Source organism: Bacillus sp. MYb56, assembly GCF_002976445.1.
GTDB classification, from domain to species: Bacteria; Bacillota; Bacilli; order Bacillales; family Bacillaceae_G; genus Bacillus_A; species Bacillus_A mycoides.
In genome coordinates this window covers 284,887-308,376 of the sequence record NZ_PCOH01000001.1, presented here as the reverse complement: position 1 = coordinate 308,376, position 23,490 = coordinate 284,887, and the positions used below count along the sequence as shown (strand labels likewise).

The following is a 23,490-nucleotide window of genomic DNA, read 5'->3' as shown; positions in this document are numbered from 1 at the left end:
AAAAGGAAAAATATACAAATAATAAATTTTTTCGCTTTAATGATGACCAGCGAATAAAGTAAACACTGTTATTAGTAAAAAACCACTAGTTGCCCACATGAGAAATGTAAGGAAAGAGAGCTGTTTCTTTGCTTTCCAAAGCATTTCGTGAATTGTGACATAGCCAAGAGAACCAATTGCGCTTCCCATAATAAGTCCTTGTAAATGGAGAGCTTTCCCGTCCATCAAAATGCCAAAAACAGTACCGGTCCCTAGGATGAGAGAAAGTAATAAAGTTGTTAATAAAAATGAAATATATTTATGTTTTGTAAAAAGAAATGGAATAATTAAAGCTAATCCTTCTGGAATATGGTGAATGACAAGCGCAAGTAAGAAAGGAATGGCAGAGTCATTATGATTTATAAACGCTGTACCTAACGCAAACCCACTCGGCATATTATGAATGAATATAGCAAAAGAAAGAAAAAGGAAGGTTTGCCATGCTTGTTGATCTTTCTTATGTATAATCGGATGATGACAATAGTTATCTAATAAGCTCATAACTAAAATACCGATAGCTATACCGAGCATAGGCCCAATTATTTCATAGCTTGAAAATGTTTCAGGAATAATTTCAAGTGATAAAAGCCCAAGCAAAATCCCACCACATAATGCGTATAAGCGATGCATCTTTTCTTCAATTAGTTGGCGTGTTGCTACTCCAACAGCACCTCCTAATAGTAATCCGCCGAACGAAAAAAACGTAACGATTATTGGAATCCATAAACGTTCCATATTATCACACTCCGATTCTATACCCTTGTTTTTAGCTTACTAACAGGCGAGGCAGATTAGTCCAAATGATAGTGTTTGATTATGGAGAAAAATCTATCAATTCGTTATAATCTATATATCGAATTTAACAGAAGATGTGAAATGGGGAATAAGATTGCAAACAAAAAGGATTCTTTTCATGTTTCGATGAAATCTTAACGCTGGTAAATGAAGAGTATTGGTACGATGATGAAGATTGTTTCCTTGTAGATCCTTTTCATATGGAGCTACTTTTGAAAGGAGAACATATTACTTTAACACCAATGGTAGAAGAGTATAAGCGTTTAGGAATTGAAACAGATTCATTTCATCCTACCAAACTTATTCGTTTTTTAACTTCTATATATAAGGAGAAATTCTGGATACAGCCCTCGGACATATTAGATGAAATCAATGCAGAATTTAAACCAAATCTATTTTATCAAACAGAAGAATGGGAACATCCTAATATTAGTGATGATCAAAAACCGAGTGAGAGCATATTCTTTCAAATTTTAGCTAAAGCGATTGAATTAAATAATGTGAATTTGATAACTGTAGGGAAAGTAAATAATGATTGGACCAATTGGACATGGAGTGATTTTGAAAAACAAGAAGAGGATGACCTTTAAATCAGAAGATGAGGAAAAGATAGAGTGTGTTGGCATAGGTTCATAGTAACTCAGCTGTTCTCGCAGTAACGCTTATTTTTGTAAACGCCCACTAAATGATAACATTTCTACATCCTAATTCAATTTGTATATAAGATAAGGAGCTACTCAGTAGCTTCTTATCTTATTATTTGTTCCGTAATAAACGCATACTGTTAAGGATTACAATAAGTGCAGCGCCTGTATCACTTAGGACAGCCATCCAAAGAGTGAGCCAACCTGGGAAGATAAAGGCAAGGGCGATAAATTTAATAATCAATGAGAACCAAATATTTTGTTTTATGATGTGCAATGCTTTCCGACTTAGTTTCATTGTATAAGGAAGTTTTTCAAGATTATCTGCCATTAATACAATATCTGCCGTTTCCATTGCGGTATCAGTTCCTGCACCGCCCATTGCAATCCCTAGGTTTGCAGTAGCGAGGGCAGGGGCATCATTTATGCCGTCCCCAATCATAGCCACTGTTTTTCCTTCAGATTGAAGTTGTTTGACAGAATGAACTTTATCTTCTGGAAGTAAGTTAGCAAAATAACGATCTATTTTTGCTTTCTGTGCAATATGTTCAGCTGTTCCTTCATTGTCTCCTGTTAACATAATAGTTTCCTGAATACCTGATCGTTTTAATTCTTGAATTGTTCCATAAGTAGTAGAACGAATGGAATCTGCTACTGAAATCATACCTAAAATGACTTTGTTCGTTCCGACAAGTATCACGGTTTGACCAATTCTTTGCATTTCCTGAATTGGTTCGTTCCACATTTGAAGCGAAACTCCAAAATCTTCATATAATACTTTATTTCCAGCGTAGTATGTTTCGCCATCTATCGTGACTTGCGCACCTTTTCCTACAATGGCGCGCAAGTCGGTTCCACTTTGAATAGAAGTTTGGTGTTCTTTCGCATATGCTGTAATGGCTTTTGCAATGGGATGATTAGAGTATTCTTCAATTGTTGCTGCGATGGATAATAACTCATCTTCAGTACAATCTACGCTTCGTACATGCATTACTTTTGGTTTTCCTTCAGTCAATGTTCCTGTTTTATCAAACGCAATAGCATTTAAAGAACCTGCAATTTCTAAAGCTGTACCACCTTTAATGAGTACACCGTTTCTTGCTGCATTTCCAATTGCAGATACAATAGCAACAGGAGTTGAGATAACTAAAGCGCAAGGACACGCAACAACAAGAAGTTCTAAACCTTTATAAATCCATTCCATCCATTCGCCCATACCAAGAAGGGGTGGGATAATCATGACACCAATTGCTAATACAAAAACGATAGGTGTATAGATTTTTGCGAAACGATCTACAAATGCTTCTGTCGGTGCTTTATTTTCCTGTGCTTCCTCTACAAGATGAATAATTCGAGATAATGTAGTATCCTCAACAAGTTTAGTTACTGTAATCTCAATCGAACCTTCTTCATTGATTGTTCCTGCATATACGGAATCGCCAATTTGTTTATCGATTGGGATAGATTCACCAGTTATTGGCGCTTGGTTTACAGTAGAAGTACCTCCTATAACTGTGCCGTCTAATGGGATTTTTTCACCTGGCTTTACAACAATCGTTGTATTCACTGCAATATCATCAACAGATTTTTTTATAAGTTCAGTTCCAATTTTTACCCAAGCTTCTGATGGGGCTAAATCAATTAATCCACGAATAGATTCTCTTGTGCGTTCAATAGATTTATTTTGTAGCGTTGCCCCTAATGCAAATAGCCAAACAACTGTTGCGCCTTCTAGCCATTGACCAATTAATGCAGCACCAATAGCGGCTGATATCATGAGAACGTTCATATCGAGTGATTTACTTCTAATTGCATAAAAGGCACTTTTAGCAGGTTTATAACCACTAATACCAATGCTCACCGCATAGAGAAGTGTAATAAGAAGAGGGGATATGTTTGTAAAGTTTCCTCCAAATCCTAAAGCTAAAAATAATCCTGAGAGAATCAAAGTTGTATTTTTTGATTTTGAAACAGGTGTTGATCCTCTACGAGCTCCAGCTAAAGTGGCTTCAAAGCCTGCGTTAGATACTTCTTTTATAATGTCATCCACATTTCGGTCATGACGAATATGCATTTTTCCAGTAGCGAAGTTTACTCGAACTTCCTCTACGCCAGAAACGTTGTGTAGATGCTTTTCGATTGTTAAAGCGCATGCACCGCAATCCATACCTTCTACAAGATAAGTTTGTACGCCATCTCCTGATATTTTCTGAGTATTAAGAAGAGGTGATGGATCTTCACATGAGCTATCACTACAGCAAGAAGATTTTGATGTCATTGATTCTTTTTGTAGGGCTAATTCAGCTGAACAACAAGTTTCAGTTTTAATAGAATTGTTGTTACTACTGCAGCAAGAGGTTTCCTTAGTAATAGGGATAATTGGAATCTCTGTTTTAGAAGAGCAACATGACGATGTTTCTTTTGTAGTTTTTTCTTTTTCAGTTTTGGTTTCACCATTACAACAAGAAGTGTTTTTAACAATTGGCACAATAGGAATCTCTTTTTTGGAAGAGCAACAAGATGCAGTTTCCGTTGCTAATTCTTCTTTTGTGGATGCTATGGAAGAATTTTCACAGCAATTTGTTTGTTTTTCGCTCTCCTTTTTATCTGTCATATCAGTTCTCTCCTTTTTGAGATAAACAACCATCGTTTTTATCACATGATGCTACTTCATTTTGCACCTCATGAAAGACAACATCGAACATTGTAAGTAACTGTTCAATTTGTGTACTGCGTAAAGAATAGTAGACATACTTTCCTTCTTGTCTACCTAGGATGATGCCGCATCCTTTTAAACAGTTTAGGTGTTGTGAGATATTTGACTGATTTCCTTTAGTGATTTCTACAATTTCGGATACCGTTTTTTCACCATCTAACATACATTGAAGAATCTGAAGTCTAGTTTTATCAGCAAAGCCTCGAATAAATTTGGCTTTTATATCTAAGTCATTTGAGTTACACAATCGTATCCTCTCCATTCGTATTAGTAATAACTAATATGTTTATTCTTTATTCATATTAGCATTGGCTAATATGTGTGTCAAAATGTTTTCGAAAAGTCTGATAAAAATTACTGAGCTTTGTTTTTTGCTGTGAGAAGGAATGTAAATAATGAATAAAAAATAATATAGTTAGTGGAAGCGAAGGGTATGTTATAGTGTTTGGTGCACGCATTAAGAAATTTTAGGAAACAGGGGAGAGAAGTTCTTTGTTTAATTTTCAGGGTATTTCAAATGTAAACATTGACTGGGATTTATTTCTCATGCTAACATATAGATAATTTAATCAAGGCGGTGGAAATATATTGGACTCAGATGTTGACTCGGATAGGTGGCTAAATGACCTCGATTTTCTCAGAGTACCCCTCATCATTTTGAGAATGTAGATTGTATACAATCTCATGTTAATGTGTATGAAATTGTAGGTATGGAAAGAGAAAATATATCAGGAGGTGAATCCTTTAGTTTCAAGGAAGCTAAGGGAATTAGTTGGACATATTTAATTTAATCATGGTAGCGGTTTTAATCGCATGTACTGCATTTTTCGTGGCAATTGAGTTTGCTATTGTAAAAGTAAGAGGATCAAAGATTGATCAATTTGTATTAGAAGGAAAGAAGGGTGCGCTGGCAGCTAAGAAAGTGACATCAAACTTGGATGAATATTTGTCAGCTTGTCAATTAGGGATTACAGTTACAGCAATGGGCCTCGGGGCACTAGGTGAACCAACGATTGAGAGACTTTTACATCCTTTATTTGATAAGTGGAACATTAATCCTTCTATTGCAGGTGTATTATCTTTAGGAATTGCTTTTACTATAATGACGTACTTACATGTTGTAGTTGGTGAGTTAGCACCAAAAACATTTGCGATTCAAAAGGCTGAGAAGGTTACTTTATTACTTTCGGCTCCGCTTATCTGGTTCTACAAAATCATGTATCCGTTTATTCGCTTGTTAAATGGCTCTGCAAGGATGATAACAGGAATGTTCGGCTTAAAATCTGCATCAGAGCATGATGTAGCACATACAGAAGAAGAATTACGATTGATTCTTTCTGAAAGTTATGAACGTGGAGAAATTAATCAAGCTGAATACAAATATGTAAATAATATTTTTGAATTTGATAATCGTATTGCGAAAGAAATCATGGTCCCTCGTACAGAAATCATAGGGCTACATGTAGATAATTCTTTAGCAGACCATATGAAAATAATCCGTGATGAAAAGTACACACGTTACCCAGTATTTGGGGAAGATAAAGATGAAATCATTGGTATGGTGAATGTGAAAGATTTCTTTATCCGTTATATGAATAAGGAAGCAAAAGAATTCAGTTCTATTCAATCGTATACGCGTCCAGTAATTGAAGTAATTGAGACCATACCAATACATAATCTTTTACTACAAATGCAAAAGAAACGTATTCCGTTGGCTGTGTTATATGATGAATACGGCGGTACGGCTGGTATTGTAACCATTGAGGATATTCTGGAAGAGATTGTAGGAGAAATCCGTGATGAATACGATGAAGATGAGCGTCCTCCCATCCAACAAATGAAGGAAGGTCATGTTGTCGTAGAAGGTAAAGTATTAATTAGTGAATTAAATGATTTACTAGGATTACATATGAATGATAGTGATGTTGACACGATTGGTGGTTGGATTCTGATGCAGAATTACGATATCCAGGAAGGGCAAACAGTAAATAGCGAAGGATATGCATTTAAAATTCTTTCTAAAGATCCTCACCAAATCAAACGTGTTGAAATACAAAAAGAAATGTTGGAAGCAGCAACTGTATAGTTGCTGCTTTTATTCAGCTGATAACATGGTAGCCTTCCTCATTAAATTCATTGATTAATCAACTCTTTATCTGTTAACACATTACCGAAATAGGGAATGATTGTTTCCTTTGTATTCAAGGTTCAACACTCCTTCGATATTGTAAACTGTATCTCATTTATACAGATTGTAATATAATTTAAATGTAAATTCGTAGCGTAAAATTGATTAAAAGTAACAAATGTTGAGAAAGGATGCCTTTATCAAAATTAGTATTTGTATTTCACTAGATAATAAAAAATGTAGAATGATTTCATTTCTGACATTGTTATTTACTAGTAATCAAAATAAAGGAAATTCTCGGCTGGAAATTTTTACGCAGTCATAAAATGGAGGCAATAGTTATGCAGCAAATTAAAAAAATAGGAAACGCATTTTGGTATATGACACCTGTTTCCGAGACTGATAGACCTATCTTAGGAATGGTAGTTGGAAAAGAAAAGACTTTGATGATAGATGCAGGTAATTCAGAAGCACATACACAATTGTTTTTAGAAATGCTAAAAGAGAAAAATATCTCAAATCCTGATTTTGTAGCATTAACGCATTGGCACTGGGATCATATTTTTGGATTGCCTGTATTACAAAATGCATTGTCTATCGCACATTTTGAAACAAAAAAAGAGATGAACACACTTGTTTCTTATGAGTGGTCGGATGAGGCATTGGACGCACGAGTGAAAGAGGGTACAGAAATTGAATTTTGTGCGGACTGTATAAAAAAAGAGTTCAGTGAAAAACCAAGAAATATTCAAATTCTTCCGCCGTCCTTAACCTTTCAGAAACAACTTGAATTAGACCTTGGTGATGTGACATGTGTGTTAGAGCATGTGGGCGGGAACCATTCACATGACTCTGTTGTCATTTATATTAAAGAAGAAAAGATTTTATTTTTAGGAGATTGTATTTATGCAGATATTTTTTCTTCTAAGTGGAACTATACGACGAAACGAACGTTTAAACTGATACAAGAGTTAGAGAAATTTGATGCCGAGACCTATATTCTTTCACATGGGGAAGCTATAGATCGAAATGAATTTTTGCGAGAGATTCGTTTATTAAAAACAGTAGGAACTTATACGGAAACTCATAAAGGCGATGAAGAGAAGATAAAGGCAGCATATAAACAAGAACTAGATAGAGAATTAAATGAAGATGAGCTAGAAACAATAACGTACTTTGTAAATGGTTATGAAATGGTTAATCTGTAAAACCTAACTCAAACCAGATTGAAGCTTATTCTGATTTGAATATAATTAAACTGTACAAAAAGAGTATTGAAAGTTAATTCAATACTCTTTTTAATAATTAAATATTTAGTCCCAACCAATTTCTAAATTTTTTTGCTGGCTCATCATCTGGGTTTACACCACTTTCAAGACTGGTTGTGAACGGTAACCACTGCCAATCCTCGCATCCTACAAAAGCTATTCTTGACCAATTATCAATGAATTCAATGAAATTATTCGCAATCTTATATCCATGTCCTTCTCCATCCTCGTGACTTAGGTAAATTATCGGAGCATCTATATTATCTTGCATATCAAATGCTAAATAATCCCCATTGCCCACTTCACAAAATGCTAATTTATTATGCCACACTATATCATATTCATCTTCAGGATTTGGAAAAACCGTGTCAATCCAGTCTTTTCGTTCTTTTTCAAACTCAGAAAGACTTTCTAAACTCCAGTGGGGTGTTCCGCAAAAAATTTCACGAAATTCATTTGGTAGCTCCATATCGTCAGGTAAAAACCAGCGTAAGCTAAAATTTCCTGAGAACTCTAAAAGTACTTTTTTGAAACTATTTGGTAATTTAACACCAAGTTTTTTTTCCACTTGGATTATCTTTTCAAGAGAAGATGGTTCATCTATACAAACTTCTTGAACTTCACCGCCTATTTCTTTAATTCTAGAAGTTATTATTTCTATTCTTTCTTTTAGTAACTCGTAATCCATCATATCACCCCATGTTATATTAATTAAAGTATATCATTCTTAATATACTTTTCGTTTGGGTTTCTAACTTTTAGGAGTGATTTCTCAGAATATATGTATTGTAATCTTAAAAGTTATTTTTCGTAAAATTGAGGTTTCAAGTAGCAGCTTTTTTAGCTAATTCAGTAATATATTTAAAGAATGCATCACGTTTTACATCATAAATGACATTTACTGGTCTTCCGTTAGCAGTTTCCACTGTACGTCCTTGGCTGGGTCCGTATGTATGAACGATACTAATAATCGTTTTTGTTTTTGCAAGATCAGCTTTCCCAACAAACGCAGCAGTTAATACATCCCACAAATAGTAGGTAGAGTTAGTTGAAAAGTGAACGAGAGGGGGGACCATCGCATAACATTGACCAAGGAAATCGACACCAATATATTTACGGTCTTTTGCCCAGCGTTTGCGTACGTCTAATGTCAGCGGAACCTGGTTTGTGCTTTCTAGCGTAACTAAATCAACTTTTATTTTTGCTGCCCATACGCGAGCTACTGCCTCGGGATCCCAAAATGAATTCCATTCGGCTGTTCCATCGTGTTCAGGTTCATGAACATTTCCTGCAGTAAGAAATGTGCCGCCCATCCAAACGAGACGTTCAATTTTTTCTTCGATTACAGGCGCTTCATATAATGCGCGGGCAAGGTCGGTAAGAGGGCCGGTAAATAACAAAGTAGTTTTCTCCTCAGTTTGTAGGAGAGTCTCTATTAAATGATGATGTGCAGGTTTTTTTGATGCAGGTGTAACAACTTTCCCAAACTCATTTAAAATTGGTAAAGCATCTACATAAAATGCATGCATCCGCCATTCTTTTGGAAATGGGTTTTTTCCACGAGAGTTGGACGCTGCTACCTCAATATTATTTTTGCCGAAGCGATCTATAATTTTACGACTGGCAGACATTGCTGGTTCTAAATAACAATCTGCAGGAATAACTGAAACACCTGTAAGTTCTACATTTTCCATCTGGAGTAGTAAAAATAGTGATATTAAATCATCTACACCACCATCATGATTGAAGTACACTTTTTTCATCATTTTAATCTCCATTCTTTAATATTTAACCAGGAATTAAATTTTGATTGATGAAAAATCATCAATAATTTCCACCACTTCAATTCTCCCATTAATCAGTAACTCAGGAAGTTCATTTCTAACGTTTCCTTTCCAATACTCTCTAGCTTGTTCCATTTTTTGAGCGAAAGGAATACCATCTTCTTTCGGTAAAAGATTTCCGTCACCTTCAAAAGAACTACCGATCACTCGTAGTTTAACAATCTGTAAAACATCTCGATTATAAGAATCAAATAAAGCTTTCCATTTCAAAGCATCTTCATAGCTTTTGGCAGCATATAAGCAAGACAACCTTGACGGGTATTCAGGAAATTCTTGCAGCCTAACCATTTCCACAATCGTTTCTCTAACTGCTCTAATTGTTTGATCTATATAATTCAGAACTACTTTAGCATCTTCATTATTTATATGTAATTCTTCATTGATATAATGCCTTTTTAAAATTTGAATGGAGTCTTCATCATTAGAATTTAATTGTTCTCTTTCAAAAAAGAAGTGATAGAGGGTATTAGTTTGATTTTTGTCAAAGTGAATGATTTTTCCGATACTCATTGTTTTCCTTGTAACGATGTGATATGCGTAAAATTCTGCTTTATTCATGGTTATCCTCCTAGTAGTAATTATCATATAATTCAATATTAAATTTAATAATTCAACATCAAAATATATAAAACCTTTGTAAGTAAAAAGTTATAGAGTGGGAGGATTGGAGTGAAGAGTGGAAGAAATGCACGTAAACGCTTTAAAAATGTTCACAAAATGTTCACTTACGAAGGAGTTTCCAATATCGATATAATGACAAAGACTCAAAGAGAAGGGATGATGAAAATTGCCAACAACAAGAAAGGAAAACCTCCAATTTGGTATGATGATGTGCCTCGGGATGGTTATCGTTATGACGTTTTACAATTTATTAATGAATGGAGCAGGAGGGCCAATTCATATTAAGGAGATCGCATTAGAACTAATAATTGGATTTATTATTGCGCTATTAATTGAAATATGTATCGTAGGACCGTGTGCGAAAAAGATTGTATTTGCATTACCATTTGATAAATCAAAAAAAGTAAACATGATTATTGCGATGGCAACAACAATGGTAATCGGAATGGTATTCTTTATGTCATTTTACGGAATGGCTATGATGTATTTACATAATGGGTTACATGGTGACTCATTCGCTTCAATTTATTTCTCGATTTTCATTAAAAATTTCATTATGGCGTACCCACTTCAATTAATAATAATGGGACCTCTTGTACGTTTCTTATTTGGAAAGTTTGTTTTGAAGAATAAAGCTGTTAATGTAGCATAGTTTTAATTACTAAAATATTATATACGGATGAAGTATTTTAAACACATCTCACATATTTTGAGATGTGTTTTTTCGTGTACATTACTAATTATTTTCATATTGATGTGACATTTGTCCTTTTGTCGTTGTAGTATTGTAGCTTTTAATTAAATCATAGATAGAAGATTAGGAGATGATTTTTTTGAAAGGTATTTTACTTTCAGTTTTTGGAGGAGTATTCATTACACTTCAAGGTACGTTTAATGCGAAACTTAGTTCAGATATCGGTATATGGTCGACGAGTATTATGACGCATTTAATTGGGTTTCTTATTGCAACAACTATATTTTTGTTAAAGAAAGAAGAGAAAGTAACGGATTTAAAGGGTGTAAAAAAAGTATATTTAGCAGCTGGCGCACTTGGTGGGTTGATTATTTGTGCGGAAACAATGGCAATATATTCAATGGGAGTTACATTAACAGCTGGAACACTTATGGTTGCTCAATTATTAACAGCTACTGTTATTGAAATGAAAGGATTATTTCATATAAAAAAGATACAAATGGAGAGATACCATATTGTGGGGACAATAGTAATGATTTTAGGTATTTTTGTGTTTAATATGTAAGGAAAGAAGGGACTGTAAGTGGATAATAAATCAGACTTAATTATTCAATATTTGAAAGCTTATAATATACTTGAAATTTTTTCAGGAATAAGTACTGACAATTTTCAAGTAAATCATTTTGAAAAAGGCAAGCTTATTTGCGATAAAGATGATGAAATTCATCGTTTATATTTTGTTATTAAAGGAAAAGTAAAAGTTTACACGATTACACCAGAAGGAAAGAAACTAATCCTTCGCTTTATCAATTGTTGGTGATATTGAATTAATACAAAATAGCAAAGCACATAATGTTGTTGAAGCTTGTTCAGATGTTGTAGCAATCTCCATTTCTAATACAGTTATTAGAAATAAGTTATTACATGATCCTATATTTATGAAGTTCTTGCTTGAAAACATTGCGAACACGTTAAAAATATCGACTCGTTTTACAGCTCTAAATTTACTTTATCCGGTAGAAGTACGTGTAGCTAGTTATTTACTTTCGATTTCAACGGATAGTAATGGGAATATGTATAAAGAGGATTTAGATTCAACTTCTGTATCAAGTATTACAGATTTTATAGGTGTAAGTTATAGGCATGTAATTCGAGTTTTACAAAAATTTTATAGTGAAAAATTAATTGAAAAGAATAATGGAGTTATTGTAATTAAAGATTTTTCTAGAATGAAGGAAGTTACTAAAGATAATATATATGAGTAATGAAAGGGAGAGAAGGGTTATGATTGGATTTAGTTTAGCTATATTAGCTGGAATATTAATTAGCTTACAATCTGTTTTTAATACGAAAGTGAATGAAATTGTAGGACAGTGGTTAACAACTGCATGTGTTCTTGGAATAGGTCTCATAAGTTCTGTTTTATTTCATATCATTACAGAGAAAAGTATAAGCGTTAACTTTTATACTGCAAATTATTTATTTTATATAAGTGGATTGTTTGGTATCGGATTAATTATTTGTATAATGGGTGCAATAAAGAGTTTAGGTCCAGCTTATACGGTGCTCATTAGCCTTATTACTCAATTAGTTGTTGCATTATGTGTTGATACATTTGGATTGTTTGGAATGGAGAGAGTACCTATACAAATAAATAAATTAATTGGTATAGGTCTATTAATTGTAGGGGTAGGAATTTTTTAAAAATTTTTTTCGAATAAGAAAGCTATTACTATAAATGAGGATAGGGCCTAAAGAATTTAAAGGAAAAAGGTGTTAATAATTAGAACATATACATTTAGGTGGTAGTAAATGAGCGATAAGGAGAGAAAATAAGTGATTCAGTACATGTTGGAAGATGGTGTACATTATATTATGAGTGCAGTGACATAACTAGGAGGTTTCCACTATGACAGCTTTATTTAAAGCTATGGAGTTCCAGCTGAAAACTGAACGACTTGATCTGAGTATGTGGGAGGAATCCGATTCAGTCTGGATGAGAAAATTAATTGGCGAACGTGGTGTGGATATGCCAACCCTTGACGCCGTTCGTAGCATGCTTATAGAGATGCGTAAGAGAGCAGGCGAAAATGGCATTTCCCTTCTCACTATTCGCCGACGAGACGAAGGTGATTTCATCGGATACTGTGGCTTGATTATCGGTCGTTCCACACTGGAAGAGCCGGAGATCGCATACGAGTTGTTCCGCAGTGCTCATGGCAAAGGCTATGCGACTGAGGCAGCATCTGTTGTGCTGGACGCTGCGATTGCTACGGGGCGCCACAGACTTTGGTCGACTGTAGGCGCTTGGAATGTTGCGTCCTTCCGGGTGTTAGAAAAGATAGGATTTAAGAGGCATCACAGTACGTGGGACGAGCGCGGTGAGATTGTTTGGAACGTACGCGACCTTTAGAAATCCCGGACCTAACTCGAAACTATTGAAAAGGAGAAGAGGTCATTAGTTTGGGCAAGAATCCAGATAAAGATAAAATAACTGATTTATAATTCAAATAGTGACAAACTATAACTGAAGCATGTCCTCGAAAGCGGAGTGTTGCCTTCGCACCGAGGCTATGCCCTCCCCCAAAAACCAATCGAACGTTTCAAGTTATATATCTTTATTATACTGATTAAACTAAATATTTATTGTTTACTTATTTCATTCATTATGTAAATAAAAAAGGATAGTTAGCCCTCATAATGGACTAACTATCCTATAGATTATTATATGAATTTAATAAAATCGAGGTCTTCTTTTATATATGATTAATATATAAGCTATAGATTTATCATTTTTCAAACCGTATATGAACGAACTTCAACATCTTTATTAAATTTACAATCCGCATCATAATTCGTGTACTTCCATCCCAATCTTTATTTGTAGGTATATGTTTAAAGAAAGGGGAGCAGCTTAATATTTTTATGTTAGAAGACCACTTTTCTATTGTCTTTGGATTATTTACGTAAAAATACATCATAGCGCCGTTATTACCAGATTTTTTTACAGTAGCATTCGAAAGTGTCAGTGCGAACTTTGATTCGGCATCAAAATATAACTCTCCTCCAGGAAAACGTTTTGCCATAGCGACAAATATCTCCTTCAGTTCTTCTTCTTTAAAGTAATAAAACACACCTGCTGATATAAAAAGAATACTGTCTTTTGGATCATATTTTATATCGTTGAACCAAGAAGTGTCAAAAAATGATTTGGCAATGCTTATATTTCGTGGTGTATCTTCAATTAATGTTTTGCGGAAAGCGATCGCATCAGGCAAATCAAGGTTATACCACTGTAGGGTACCGTTATCAATTCTTGAAAAAGTAGTGTCTAGTCCAGAACCGATATTTACTATAGTAGCATTCGGATGTTTTCTAATAAATTGTTTAATAGTATCGTCTATTTTTCTTGCACGGGTAATGTAAGTGATACATCCATATTCGCCAAATGTATCTGCTATTTTAGAGAAATCAAAGTCGCATTCTTTAATAATCCGAATAGCTTCCGTATCATCTAAAATATCCTTGTTTTTCTCACTACCATATGCTCGTCCCCATAGTGGAATAAGCATAGTACTTTGAACTGATTGTAAATCTATTTCTTTAACCATGAAACGTCCTCCATTTAATAATAAAAAAATATCATATATATATGATTAGTCGTTATTTAGCATTTTTGATAGCATTTTATTTGTTTTATACAGTCCGTAAGTTAAATCACGTTGATCTTCTTCACTGAGTTTTTCAAGATTATTAGTGAAATTATTATAAATTTGTTTCCATCTTTCATAATGTACTTTTTCAGCTTTATCTGTTAAGGAAATTAAAACAGCTCGTTTATCTACTGTATCTTGTTTTTTTACAATGTATCCGTTTTGCTCTAAATTACGAACGGTTACACTTAATTGTTGTTTAGGTATGTTTAAATAACTAGCAATCATTTTTAAATTTACAGCGACTTTTTGCTGGGCAATATACTCAATTATGTGTTGCTCTAAATGTGTAAATTCAGTGGATTTCTCTGATAATAATTTGAAAGTACCTGACATATTTAATAATAAATTCATGTATTCGTTTATTAATTCTTTATTAGTCATTATTTTTCGTGTCCTTTATCAATTTAGTAATTATTTTATTACTATTTTTACTTAAAATCAAATAATAACATTGATATTAGTAATTGTTTATTTACTAATATCAATGTTATTTAAATCGTGAGAGATGCAGTAGAGGAAAAGTTAAAGTTTTTTATGAGCGGTGAGTAGAAAGATTATAAAATATTACTTTATACATAAAAAACTAATGAAGCTAATGTCTTTTTCAGATATTATGCTGTAAATAATTTTATGGTAAAATCTTTTACATAATGAAATAAAGGGGTAGTATTCTATGGGTTATTTCTCAAATAGTTTATTAGTTTTGTTTGTTCTTATCGTATGTAGCTGTATGATTTTCGGTTGATAATATAATGATAGATTGATATTAAAGAAGGTATCTCACAAAGATGAGATACCTTCTTTTTCTTATAATTGTAATTTAGATTCAGTATTTGGTGATGGTTGAAATGTATATATTTTATACTCACCATTAGTTGATATATTAAACAAATATTAAATAGAGAAATATATATGGTACCAATCTTATTAAGTTCCTTATGTTTTTAAAGAGAAGGAGTTTCATTTTTTCTTATTGAAGTATTGTTCTAGTTAGTTTAACGACGGTCAAAAATTTTTTGGCATAAAAACAAAAAGGATAATAGGGAGTATTTACATGAAAACTATTTTAAAGTATACAATTGAACCCCCTAAAGATTTCAATGAATTATTAACTATGTATGAATCTTTAGGATGGAATTCTCTTGAATTATCGGTTAATGAGTTAGAGCAAATGTGTAAACAAAGTTGGTATGTGATATATGCTTTTAAAGAGCAACAATTAATTGGGATGGGACGAGTAATATCAGGCATTATTTGCGGTGTATGTGTAATGCCAGAGTATCAGTCCATGGGTGTTGGAAAGGAAATAGTGGAACGATTAATCCGGCACTGTGAACAAAAACGAGTTATTCCACAACTTATGTGTGTTGAAGATTTAAAATCTTACTATGAATCAATTGGATTTGAGGGATTTTCGATTGGTATGACGAAACATATTAAACGATAGCGGGGCTTTGTAATTTAGAATTACTTGTTTATCAGGCCAATTTTTAGATTTCAAAAATTTCGTTATAAAGGAAAATAATGTTATGGAGATTGCTAAAGGGGTAGAGATGTTACATCTTGAATTTCAAGAGTATATTATTCACCCAATTCTTTTATGGGATGATGAAATGGCAGTTTTAATAGATACTGGATTTCCTGGACAAATTGAAGATATACGAATAGAGATGGGGAAGGTTGGAGTATCGTTTGATAAACTAAAAGCCGTGATTTTGACGCATCAAGATATAGATCATATAGGTAGTCTTCCTGAACTATTACAAAACTGTGGAAGTAATATAAAAGTCTATGCTCACGATCTAGATAAGCCGTATATCGAGGGGGAGTTACCTTTGTTGAAGGATGCACAAGTACAGAATCCTCCGAAAGGAAAAGTGGATGATACTTTGGTTGACGGTCAAGAACTTCCATATTGCGGTGGTATTCTTATTATTCATACCCCAGGGCACACTCCTGGTCATATTAGTTTATATTTGAGACAAAGTAAAACTCTTATCGCTGGGGATTCAATGTATAGCGTAAACGGAATTTTAGGTGGAATTCATGCCCCAACTACTTTGGATATAAAAGAAGCGCAAAATTCTTTGAAGAAGTATTTAAATCTAGAAATTGATTCTGTAGTTTGTTACCATGGTGGATTAAGTAAGGGGAATATAAATGCACAAATTCAAGAGCTATAGATAAGAATTTTTTGTTAATCAGTGCTAAAGTATAATTTAATTGCTAGTATATAAATAAAACCCTTAAATTAATAAAGAGCATGTTTGAAGGAATTTCAAATGTGCTCTTTATTAAATATAATCAATTTAATTTTGATGACTTAATCCATTCCAATAAAACGAAACGATTTCTTTTGCTAATTCATCTATATTTGCAAGAGTAGGATTGTGATTCTCATCTTTAAAATTCCCGATTGATAATAAAGCGACGAAAGCATGGGCAGCAAATTTAGGATTTCCTTTAGGAATTTCTCCAAGGAGAATTGCGTTATCTAGCGCTTTTTCCAACACTTCATACATGTTATCCTCGGCATTTTTTAATTCCTTTAATTGCTCTTCAGATAAAGAAAGTTTTGCATCTTTCATAAAATTATTCATATCAATATCCATCGTTGCGTGTAAGTATACTGTAGCAAAGTTCAATAATCTTTCTTCCAAAGTTTTATTCGTAGAGAGTATTTGATCCATATTTTCTCTTATGCGCACCATCATTTGAATCATAGTAGCGGTAAATAGATCAGCTTTTGTTGAGTAGTAATAGTAGACAGTTGCTTTTGTAACTCCACATTCTTTCGCGACCTCATCCATTGAAACAACTTGATAACTTTGAGTGAGAAATAACCTAGTTGCAACTTCTAAAATGATTTCTTTTGTAGACTTTGTATTTTTATTTTGACGAGGCCTTCCGAGAGGACGTTGTTTTTGATCCAAATACATTCGCTCCTGACATTTATTATTGAGATAATTATAACATAATTTTTTAATCATTCTTGATTAATTAACCGACCAGTATATATAATTAATATTGGAGGAAAAAAGGAAGGTGGGGTTTTATGAAAAAGCACCCGTTACATATGTTAGGGAGGCTTGTAGCAGGGAAGAATACGCAATGGATAACTTTATCGGTATGGATTCTTATTACATTAGTACTTTCATTTACGTTACCACAAGTAAACAGTACGAAAGAACCGAATCCGAAAAATTTACCTGAAACAGCTATGTCACAGCAAGCTGAAGCACTTATGAAAAAAGAATTTCCTAATAATGCAGGAAACCCGTTGTTAGTTGTATGGCATCGGGATGGTGGATTAGAGACAAAAGACTACAAATTAATACAGGACGTTTATAAAGAGTTAAAAACGGACCCTTTAAAAGAACAATCATTGTTACCACCATTTGATACAATTCCAGAGCAAGTATTATCAAAAAGTGGATCAAAAGATGGTACATCATTTGTCACACCAATATTTTTTAATAAATCTGCTGGAACGGATATATTAAAAGGTAATTTAGAAGAGTTACGAAAAATAGTGAATAGTAAAGTGGATGAAGATCCGTTCAAACAAAAAATTACCGACTCTGGTTTACATGTTCGATTATCTGGACCTGTAGGTATTCAAACGGATGCGGTAAGTTTATTTAGTCAAGCTGATGTGAAATTATTAGTTGCTACTGTACTACTAGTATTGGTTTTATTAATTTTACTGTACCGTTCACCAATTTTAGCAATTTTACCTTTACTCGTTGTTGGTTTTGCATACGGAATTATCAGTCCGACACTGGGCTTTTTAGCAGACAATGGATGGATTAAAGTAGATGCACAGGCTATATCGATTATGACTGTCTTACTGTTTGGAGCAGGAACGGACTATTGTTTATTTCTTATTTCAAGATATAAAGAGTACTTGCTAGAAGAAGAAAGTAAGTATAAAGCATTGCAACTTGCGATAAAAGCATCAGGTGGAGCAATTATAATGAGTGCACTTACTGTAGTATTAGGGTTAGGAACGTTATTACTTGCTCATTATGGAGCTTTTCATCGATTCGCAGTTCCATTTAGTGTGGCTGTTTTCATTATGGGAATCGCTGCTTTAACGATTCTTCCAGCATTATTATTAATTTTCGGTAGAGTTGCATTTTTCCCGTTCATACCGAGAACAGCTGAAATGAATGAAGAGTTTGCAAGAAAGAAAAAGAAAGTAGTAAAAGTAAAAAATACTAAAGGGTTCTTTAGTCAAAAACTTGGGGATATTGTTGTACGTAAACCGTGGACAATTATTATGCTAACCGTATTTTTATTAGGAGGCTTGGCTTCATTTGTACCGCGTATTCAATACACGTACGACTTATTAGAATCATTCCCGAAAGATATGCCATCACGCGAAGGATTTACATTAATTACGGATCATTTTTCAGCTGGAGAATTAGCGCCAGTAAAGATTGTAGTTGATTCAAAGGGAAAAGATTTACCTATTAAACAAGAAATAGAGAAATTATCTTTTGTTAATAAAGTGAAAGAGCCAATGAAGGGAAAAGAAAATAATCAATTGCAAATGTATGAAGTTTCTTTAGTGGAAAACCCATACTCAATTGAAGCATTAGATCAAATCCCTAAATTGAAAAATAGTGTAGAAAAGGTATTAAAAGATGAAGGAATTAGTCAAGCTGAGAATCATTTATGGATTGGCGGAGAAACAGCTTCCTTATATGATACAAAGCAAATTACTGAACGGGATGAAGCGGTTATTATTCCGGTTATGATTAGTATCATCGCTTTACTTTTACTCGTGTATTTACGTTCAATCGTTGCGATGATTTACTTAATTGTAACTGTCGTTTTATCTTTCTTCTCTGCATTAGGAGCAGGCTGGATTTTACTGCATTTCGGTATGGGAGCTCCCGCGATACAAGGTGCGATACCGTTATATGCATTCGTATTTTTAGTTGCCTTAGGGGAAGATTATAATATCTTTATGGTTTCAGAAATATGGAAGAATAAAAAGAAACAAAATCATTTAGAATCAGTTAAAAATGGTGTTATACAAACAGGTAGTGTAATTACATCCGCAGGTTTAATTTTAGCAGGAACATTTGCAGTATTAGGTACATTGCCAATTCAAGTTTTAGTTCAATTCGGTATTGTGACAGCAATCGGTGTATTGCTAGATACATTTATTGTAAGACCACTGCTTGTACCTGCGATTACAGTCGTTTTAGGCCGCTTTGCTTTTTGGCCAGGGAAACTTTCTGAAAAGAGAGAAAAAGTAAAAAAATTGGATATATAATAGAGAAGAGCCAAGGATATTTTCCTTGGCTCTTTTCTATGTAGTTCATTAATTTTTTGAAGTCAAATCATCAGTTACAACGTGATCAGCATCTTCAATGGTTGTTTCGGGCATTCCATATAAGCCGTTCATTGCTTGTTCTTCGATATTAAGATTTGCAGTATTATTATTTTGAATAGATGTAGTGTTTTCGATAACATTTTCTTTTTTATTTACATTTTTGTCATTCATGTTTGAATCCTCCAAACGTCATTTGATTTATTAATAGTATGTGGATGGATTTCCAGAAATATGTGAACGAATTTCTGCAGATGTTATATAGTTAAATAAAAAGCTTAGTATTAAATTTAAACTGTAAGGAGTGAACAAGTGTGGTGAAAACAAGAAAGTTAGCCTTCTAAAATAAAAATAAAATTTTAGGAGGCTATTAAAATGAAGTTTCATGTAATTGACAGAGAAAATTGGAATAGAGAGCAGTATTTTGAACATTATTTAAAATTAAAGTGTTCGTTTAGTATGACAGCGAATGTTGATATTACGATGATGCTAGAGGAAATACATCAAAAGGAAATTAAATTTTATCCGACTTCTATTTATGTAATTTCTAGAGTGATAAATAAACATACAGAATTTCGAACATGTTTTAATGATGAAGGAGTTTTAGGGTATTGGGAGGAAATGATACCTAGTTATACAATCTTTCATAAAGATGATAAATCTTTTTCAAGTATATGGACGGATTATTCTAGCGATTTCCACATTTTCTATAAAAACTATGAAGAGGATATGAGATGTTATGCTAATGTTCATGGTTTCTTCACGAAAGAAAATATTCCGCCAAATATTTTTCCGATTTCTGGTATACCTTGGACTAGTTTTACAGGATTTAATTTAAATATTAATAATGATGGTGATTCTTTATTACCAATTATTACTTGTGGGAAATATTTCAATGATGGAAGCAGGGTTATGCTACCTGTTTCATTGCAAGTACATCATGCGGTTTGTGATGGATATCATGCGAGTCGATTTATAGAGGATTTACAGGAGCTAGCTAATACTTGTAACGAGTGGCTTAAGTAATATCTAATTATTAATTATATAAAATTGAAAATGAATAAGCGTTAAAATAAAAAGAAGAGAACATATGTATATTACATGTTCTCTTCTTTTTATTCATTCATATTAAGTAACAGTGGAAAATATAGGTTGATTTGTAGTTTAATAGTAAAGAGAGTGATTAGTTTTAAATTTCTTTATTTTATAATTATTTAAGGGTTCAAATGTTTTAATAGGGGGAAGGTAAAGTGAAATTCATACGTATTGAAAAAGATGAAATCCTAATTAATAATATGGCAAAATTGTATTGTAAAGCATTTGAGAAAACAAATTTTACTGAAATGATTGAGAGAATGAAAAGACATATAGAATATGCAGATTTTAAAGGTATAGTAGCAATAAATGATGAAAATGAGGTAGTTGGTTTTACTTATGGTTATCGCTCATTAGAAGGGCAGTACTATAATCAATTAATGAGAGAAGCGTTAAATCTAGAACAAGCAGACGAATGGTTACAAGATTGTTTTGAATTTGTAGAGTTAGCAGTTCACCCACAATATCGAAATGAAGGTCTTGGAATGAAATTACATAATGAACTATTAGAAGGGATTTCAAATAGAACGAGTATTTTAACAACACAAATAAACAATGAAAAAGCGCGTTCTTTATATAAAAGATTGGATTGGGTGGATGTATTAGAGCCATTTCACCCAAGTAAAAGTGATGCCCCATATGCAATAATGGGAAAAATATTAAAGACAAAAGTAAATTAATAACTATATCGTTCACAAAAGTTATCGGTTTATAACAATGAAGGGGAAAACAAAAATGACAATAATATCTATAGAAAAAGCTACAATTTTAGATGCTGAAAAGTTAACAGAAATAATGAAAAGAACATTTGATGAAGAAGCAAAGCGATGGTTATACGGCCAAGGTGATGTAATTGATTATAACATTCAACCGCCAGGATATTCTTCAGTTGAAATGATGAAATATTCAATTGAAGAATTGGATACTTACAAAGTGATAATGGATGAAAAAGTAATCGGGGGAATTATAGTTACGATCTCTGGTAAATCGTACGGAAGAATCGATCGTATTTTTGTAGAGCCTTTTCTTCAAGGAAAAGGAATTGGATCGCGGGTTATTAAGTTAATAGAAGAAAAATTTCCGAACATAAGGATTTGGGATCTTGAAACATCTAGTAGACAAATTAATAATCATCATTTTTATAAAAAAATGGACTATGAAATAATTTTTAAATCTGAAGATGAGTATTGCTATGTAAAAAGAAAAAATGTAGATGCAGTTGGAGAGAACCTAATTAAAAATAAAGATATGAAAAATGGTCAATACGAAAACTGTAATTTGGTTAATACAGAATATTATCAAGTAAATTTAAAAAATAGTGCATTTGTTGGTAGTAATATAATGCATATGAATATGAGTAATTGTAATATAAGTCAATCAACCTTTAGAAATATTAATTTTAGAAATTCCTCATATGCAGATTTAAATATTTCTGGCAGTAAATTTAATTTTGTGACTTTAGGTGGAGTTCAATTTAGAGATACAAGCCTTGGAGAGGATAAAGATCCTATTTCATTTGATAGATGTGATTTGGAAAGTACTACAATACGTAGTAGTAATCTGAAAAATATTGAAATAGAAAATTGTGATATTACCGGTATGAAAATAAATGGTATTTCAGTAGAAGAACTGCTTGAGTTGTATAATAGGGTGAAAAATTAAATAAAAAATCACTTAGCATATTCTAAGTGATTTTTTCATTTTGAACGAGAGGGAATATAAGAGATGATGTTCAAAAAGCGAATATTATATCGAAATAATTATATAAAAATAACACAAAGAAATAAGGGTTGGCAGGATTTTAATATGGGATATTAGAATATGAATATTTGAATGGAGGGGAGAAAGATGGAGATTAACGTTAGAGCAGTAGAAATACAAGATGCTAGAGCAATTCATCGTATATGCATACAAGATGATGTTTTACCTTATATGGTTTTCTTACCTAGTATGCGTGTAGATGCAATGGAGAATAGAATTCGAAATTTAGCACAGAATCAATTTGAATTTGTAGCAGAATATGATGGAGAAGTTGTTGGATTTGTCGGTTTAACCCAAAGTCCAGGGCGAAGATCTCACTCGGGTGATTTATTCATCGGAGTAGATAGTGAGTATCACAATAAAGGAATTGGAAAAGCACTTCTTACAAAAATGCTTGATTTAGCTGATAATTGGCTAATGTTAGAACGAGTGGAACTTGGTGTATTAGAAACGAATCCTAGAGCCAAAGTATTATATGAAAAATTTGGATTTATCGAAGAGGGTGTAAAGGTTGGGAATTTGAAGGCTCATGGGAATTTTGTTAACGAAATCATGATGAGTCGTTTTAGACCAAATGGTTTGATTGTACATAATAAATAGGGGTGTAAATTGAACAGAAATATCGATTTGTTTTGAAAAAAGTATGGCAAAAGGACACCATGCTTTTTTAGTTTATTAAAAATAAAGAGCAACTTTTATTTAAAGGATGTTTTAAAGGATGAAGCATTAGGAATCATCTTAATCCGGAAAGCATATGACTTAATAGAATCTATTTCTATGTGCAAGGGGAATGCATATGTGGAAATTTCAAAAACCTTGAAAAAA

The 23,490-nt window shown here is 33.0% G+C and carries 25 protein-coding genes and 1 pseudogene; 16 read left to right on the top strand and 10 right to left on the bottom strand.

What is annotated here, in order from left to right; genetic code table 11:
* Nucleotides 1-36 precede the first annotated feature (36 nt).
* Nucleotides 37-774: a ZIP family metal transporter gene (locus CQ058_RS01515; RefSeq protein WP_002141706.1), complete on the bottom strand. Its 738-nt coding sequence runs from the start codon at nt 772-774 to the stop codon at nt 37-39.
* 191 nt (nt 775-965) lie between these two features.
* Between CQ058_RS01515 and CQ058_RS01510 the strand changes: the two genes are divergently transcribed.
* Nucleotides 966-1,424 (top strand): DUF7003 family protein, encoded by a 459-nt coding sequence (locus CQ058_RS01510; RefSeq protein WP_372362670.1) that lies wholly within the window; start codon nt 966-968, stop codon nt 1,422-1,424.
* Nucleotides 1,425-1,590: 166 nt separating this feature from the next.
* On the opposite strand, the gene CQ058_RS01505 is transcribed toward CQ058_RS01510, so the two are convergent.
* Both CQ058_RS01505 and CQ058_RS01500 read right to left on the bottom strand, forming a co-directional pair.
* Nucleotides 1,591-4,092 (bottom strand): heavy metal translocating P-type ATPase, encoded by a 2,502-nt coding sequence (locus CQ058_RS01505; RefSeq protein WP_002141707.1) that lies wholly within the window; start codon nt 4,090-4,092, stop codon nt 1,591-1,593.
* Between the two features lies 1 nt (nt 4,093).
* Nucleotides 4,094-4,441 carry an ArsR/SmtB family transcription factor gene (locus CQ058_RS01500; RefSeq protein ID WP_002109853.1) on the bottom strand — a complete coding sequence of 116 codons (348 nt, stop codon included), beginning with the start codon at nt 4,439-4,441 and terminating at the stop codon, nt 4,094-4,096.
* Nucleotides 4,442-4,966: 525 nt separating this feature from the next.
* On the opposite strand from CQ058_RS01500, the gene CQ058_RS01495 reads away from it, so the two are divergent.
* Together CQ058_RS01495 and CQ058_RS01490 are read left to right on the top strand one after the other, a co-directional pair.
* Nucleotides 4,967-6,280: a hemolysin family protein gene (locus tag CQ058_RS01495; protein WP_105589397.1), complete on the top strand. Its 1,314-nt coding sequence runs from the start codon at nt 4,967-4,969 to the stop codon at nt 6,278-6,280.
* A gap of 383 nt (nt 6,281-6,663) precedes the next feature.
* The gene (locus CQ058_RS01490; protein WP_002189553.1) at nt 6,664-7,530 is read left to right on the top strand and encodes an MBL fold metallo-hydrolase; all 867 of its coding nucleotides are present in this window, start codon (nt 6,664-6,666) and stop codon (nt 7,528-7,530) included.
* A 97-nt stretch (nt 7,531-7,627) separates the two neighbouring features.
* Here CQ058_RS01490 and CQ058_RS01485 read toward each other — a convergent pair whose 3' ends face one another.
* The 3 genes from CQ058_RS01485 to CQ058_RS01475 form a co-directional block, all read right to left on the bottom strand.
* A complete protein-coding gene (locus tag CQ058_RS01485; protein ID WP_033728062.1) occupies nt 7,628-8,278 on the bottom strand; it encodes an SMI1/KNR4 family protein in 651 nt (216 codons plus the stop codon).
* A gap of 136 nt (nt 8,279-8,414) precedes the next feature.
* Nucleotides 8,415-9,356, bottom strand: a complete 942-nt coding sequence (locus tag CQ058_RS01480; protein WP_002189555.1) for a nucleoside hydrolase — start codon at nt 9,354-9,356, stop codon at nt 8,415-8,417.
* A 33-nt stretch (nt 9,357-9,389) separates the two neighbouring features.
* On the bottom strand, nt 9,390-9,992 hold the full coding sequence (locus CQ058_RS01475; protein WP_002185893.1) for a DUF2441 domain-containing protein: 603 nt from the start codon (nt 9,990-9,992) through the stop codon (nt 9,390-9,392).
* A gap of 111 nt (nt 9,993-10,103) precedes the next feature.
* Between CQ058_RS01475 and CQ058_RS32195 the strand changes: the two genes are divergently transcribed.
* The 6 genes and pseudogenes from CQ058_RS32195 to CQ058_RS01450 all read left to right on the top strand — a co-directional run bounded on the left by CQ058_RS32195 (nt 10,104) and on the right by CQ058_RS01450 (nt 13,162).
* Nucleotides 10,104-10,340 carry a hypothetical protein gene (locus CQ058_RS32195; RefSeq protein ID WP_232301881.1) on the top strand — a complete coding sequence of 79 codons (237 nt, stop codon included), beginning with the start codon at nt 10,104-10,106 and terminating at the stop codon, nt 10,338-10,340.
* A complete protein-coding gene (locus tag CQ058_RS01470) occupies nt 10,258-10,707 on the top strand; it encodes a DUF2798 domain-containing protein (RefSeq protein WP_229180808.1) in 450 nt (149 codons plus the stop codon). The genes CQ058_RS32195 and CQ058_RS01470 overlap by 83 nt, the downstream gene beginning before the upstream one ends.
* A 181-nt stretch (nt 10,708-10,888) precedes the next feature.
* A complete protein-coding gene (locus tag CQ058_RS01465) occupies nt 10,889-11,314 on the top strand; it encodes a DMT family transporter (protein ID WP_002127319.1) in 426 nt (141 codons plus the stop codon).
* An 18-nt stretch (nt 11,315-11,332) separates the two neighbouring features.
* A pseudogene (locus CQ058_RS01460) lies at nt 11,333-12,014 on the top strand (Crp/Fnr family transcriptional regulator).
* A 19-nt stretch (nt 12,015-12,033) separates the two neighbouring features.
* Nucleotides 12,034-12,453, top strand: a complete 420-nt coding sequence (locus CQ058_RS01455) for a DMT family transporter (protein ID WP_002192921.1) — start codon at nt 12,034-12,036, stop codon at nt 12,451-12,453.
* Nucleotides 12,454-12,658: 205 nt separating this feature from the next.
* Nucleotides 12,659-13,162, top strand: a complete 504-nt coding sequence (locus tag CQ058_RS01450; protein WP_002012819.1) for a GNAT family N-acetyltransferase — start codon at nt 12,659-12,661, stop codon at nt 13,160-13,162.
* A gap of 376 nt (nt 13,163-13,538) precedes the next feature.
* Here the strand turns inward: CQ058_RS01450 and CQ058_RS01445 are convergent, their stop codons facing one another.
* A complete protein-coding gene (locus CQ058_RS01445; RefSeq protein WP_002189563.1) occupies nt 13,539-14,360 on the bottom strand; it encodes a class I SAM-dependent methyltransferase in 822 nt (273 codons plus the stop codon).
* 45 nt (nt 14,361-14,405) lie between these two features.
* Nucleotides 14,406-14,846, bottom strand: a complete 441-nt coding sequence (locus CQ058_RS01440; protein ID WP_002189564.1) for a MarR family winged helix-turn-helix transcriptional regulator — start codon at nt 14,844-14,846, stop codon at nt 14,406-14,408.
* A 673-nt stretch (nt 14,847-15,519) separates the two neighbouring features.
* Between CQ058_RS01440 and CQ058_RS01430 the strand changes: the two genes are divergently transcribed.
* Together CQ058_RS01430 and CQ058_RS01425 are read left to right on the top strand one after the other, a co-directional pair.
* Nucleotides 15,520-15,912, top strand: coding sequence for a GNAT family N-acetyltransferase (locus CQ058_RS01430; RefSeq protein ID WP_002189565.1), 393 nt, complete (start codon nt 15,520-15,522; stop codon nt 15,910-15,912).
* Nucleotides 15,913-15,994: 82 nt separating this feature from the next.
* Nucleotides 15,995-16,648, top strand: a complete 654-nt coding sequence (locus tag CQ058_RS01425) for an MBL fold metallo-hydrolase (protein WP_002012823.1) — start codon at nt 15,995-15,997, stop codon at nt 16,646-16,648.
* 126 nt (nt 16,649-16,774) lie between these two features.
* On the opposite strand, the gene CQ058_RS01420 is transcribed toward CQ058_RS01425, so the two are convergent.
* Entirely contained in the window at nt 16,775-17,398 is a 624-nt protein-coding gene (locus tag CQ058_RS01420) for a TetR/AcrR family transcriptional regulator (RefSeq protein ID WP_002127328.1), read from the bottom strand.
* Nucleotides 17,399-17,520: 122 nt separating this feature from the next.
* Between CQ058_RS01420 and CQ058_RS01415 the strand changes: the two genes are divergently transcribed.
* Nucleotides 17,521-19,752 carry an MMPL family transporter gene (locus CQ058_RS01415; protein WP_002189567.1) on the top strand — a complete coding sequence of 744 codons (2,232 nt, stop codon included), beginning with the start codon at nt 17,521-17,523 and terminating at the stop codon, nt 19,750-19,752.
* Between the two features lie 48 nt (nt 19,753-19,800).
* Here CQ058_RS01415 and CQ058_RS01410 read toward each other — a convergent pair whose 3' ends face one another.
* Nucleotides 19,801-19,983, bottom strand: coding sequence for a DUF4021 domain-containing protein (locus tag CQ058_RS01410; RefSeq protein WP_002012828.1), 183 nt, complete (start codon nt 19,981-19,983; stop codon nt 19,801-19,803).
* Nucleotides 19,984-20,184: 201 nt separating this feature from the next.
* Between CQ058_RS01410 and catA the strand changes: the two genes are divergently transcribed.
* The 4 genes from catA to CQ058_RS01390 all read left to right on the top strand — a co-directional run bounded on the left by catA (nt 20,185) and on the right by CQ058_RS01390 (nt 23,265).
* A complete protein-coding gene (gene catA / locus CQ058_RS01405; protein ID WP_002189569.1) occupies nt 20,185-20,835 on the top strand; it encodes a type A chloramphenicol O-acetyltransferase in 651 nt (216 codons plus the stop codon).
* 224 nt (nt 20,836-21,059) lie between these two features.
* Nucleotides 21,060-21,584 carry a GNAT family N-acetyltransferase gene (locus CQ058_RS01400; RefSeq protein WP_002127332.1) on the top strand — a complete coding sequence of 175 codons (525 nt, stop codon included), beginning with the start codon at nt 21,060-21,062 and terminating at the stop codon, nt 21,582-21,584.
* A 37-nt stretch (nt 21,585-21,621) separates the two neighbouring features.
* Nucleotides 21,622-22,566: a GNAT family N-acetyltransferase gene (locus CQ058_RS01395; RefSeq protein WP_176112605.1), complete on the top strand. Its 945-nt coding sequence runs from the start codon at nt 21,622-21,624 to the stop codon at nt 22,564-22,566.
* A 186-nt stretch (nt 22,567-22,752) separates the two neighbouring features.
* Entirely contained in the window at nt 22,753-23,265 is a 513-nt protein-coding gene (locus tag CQ058_RS01390; protein ID WP_002168410.1) for a GNAT family N-acetyltransferase, read from the top strand.
* Nucleotides 23,266-23,490: the final 225 nt, after the last annotated feature.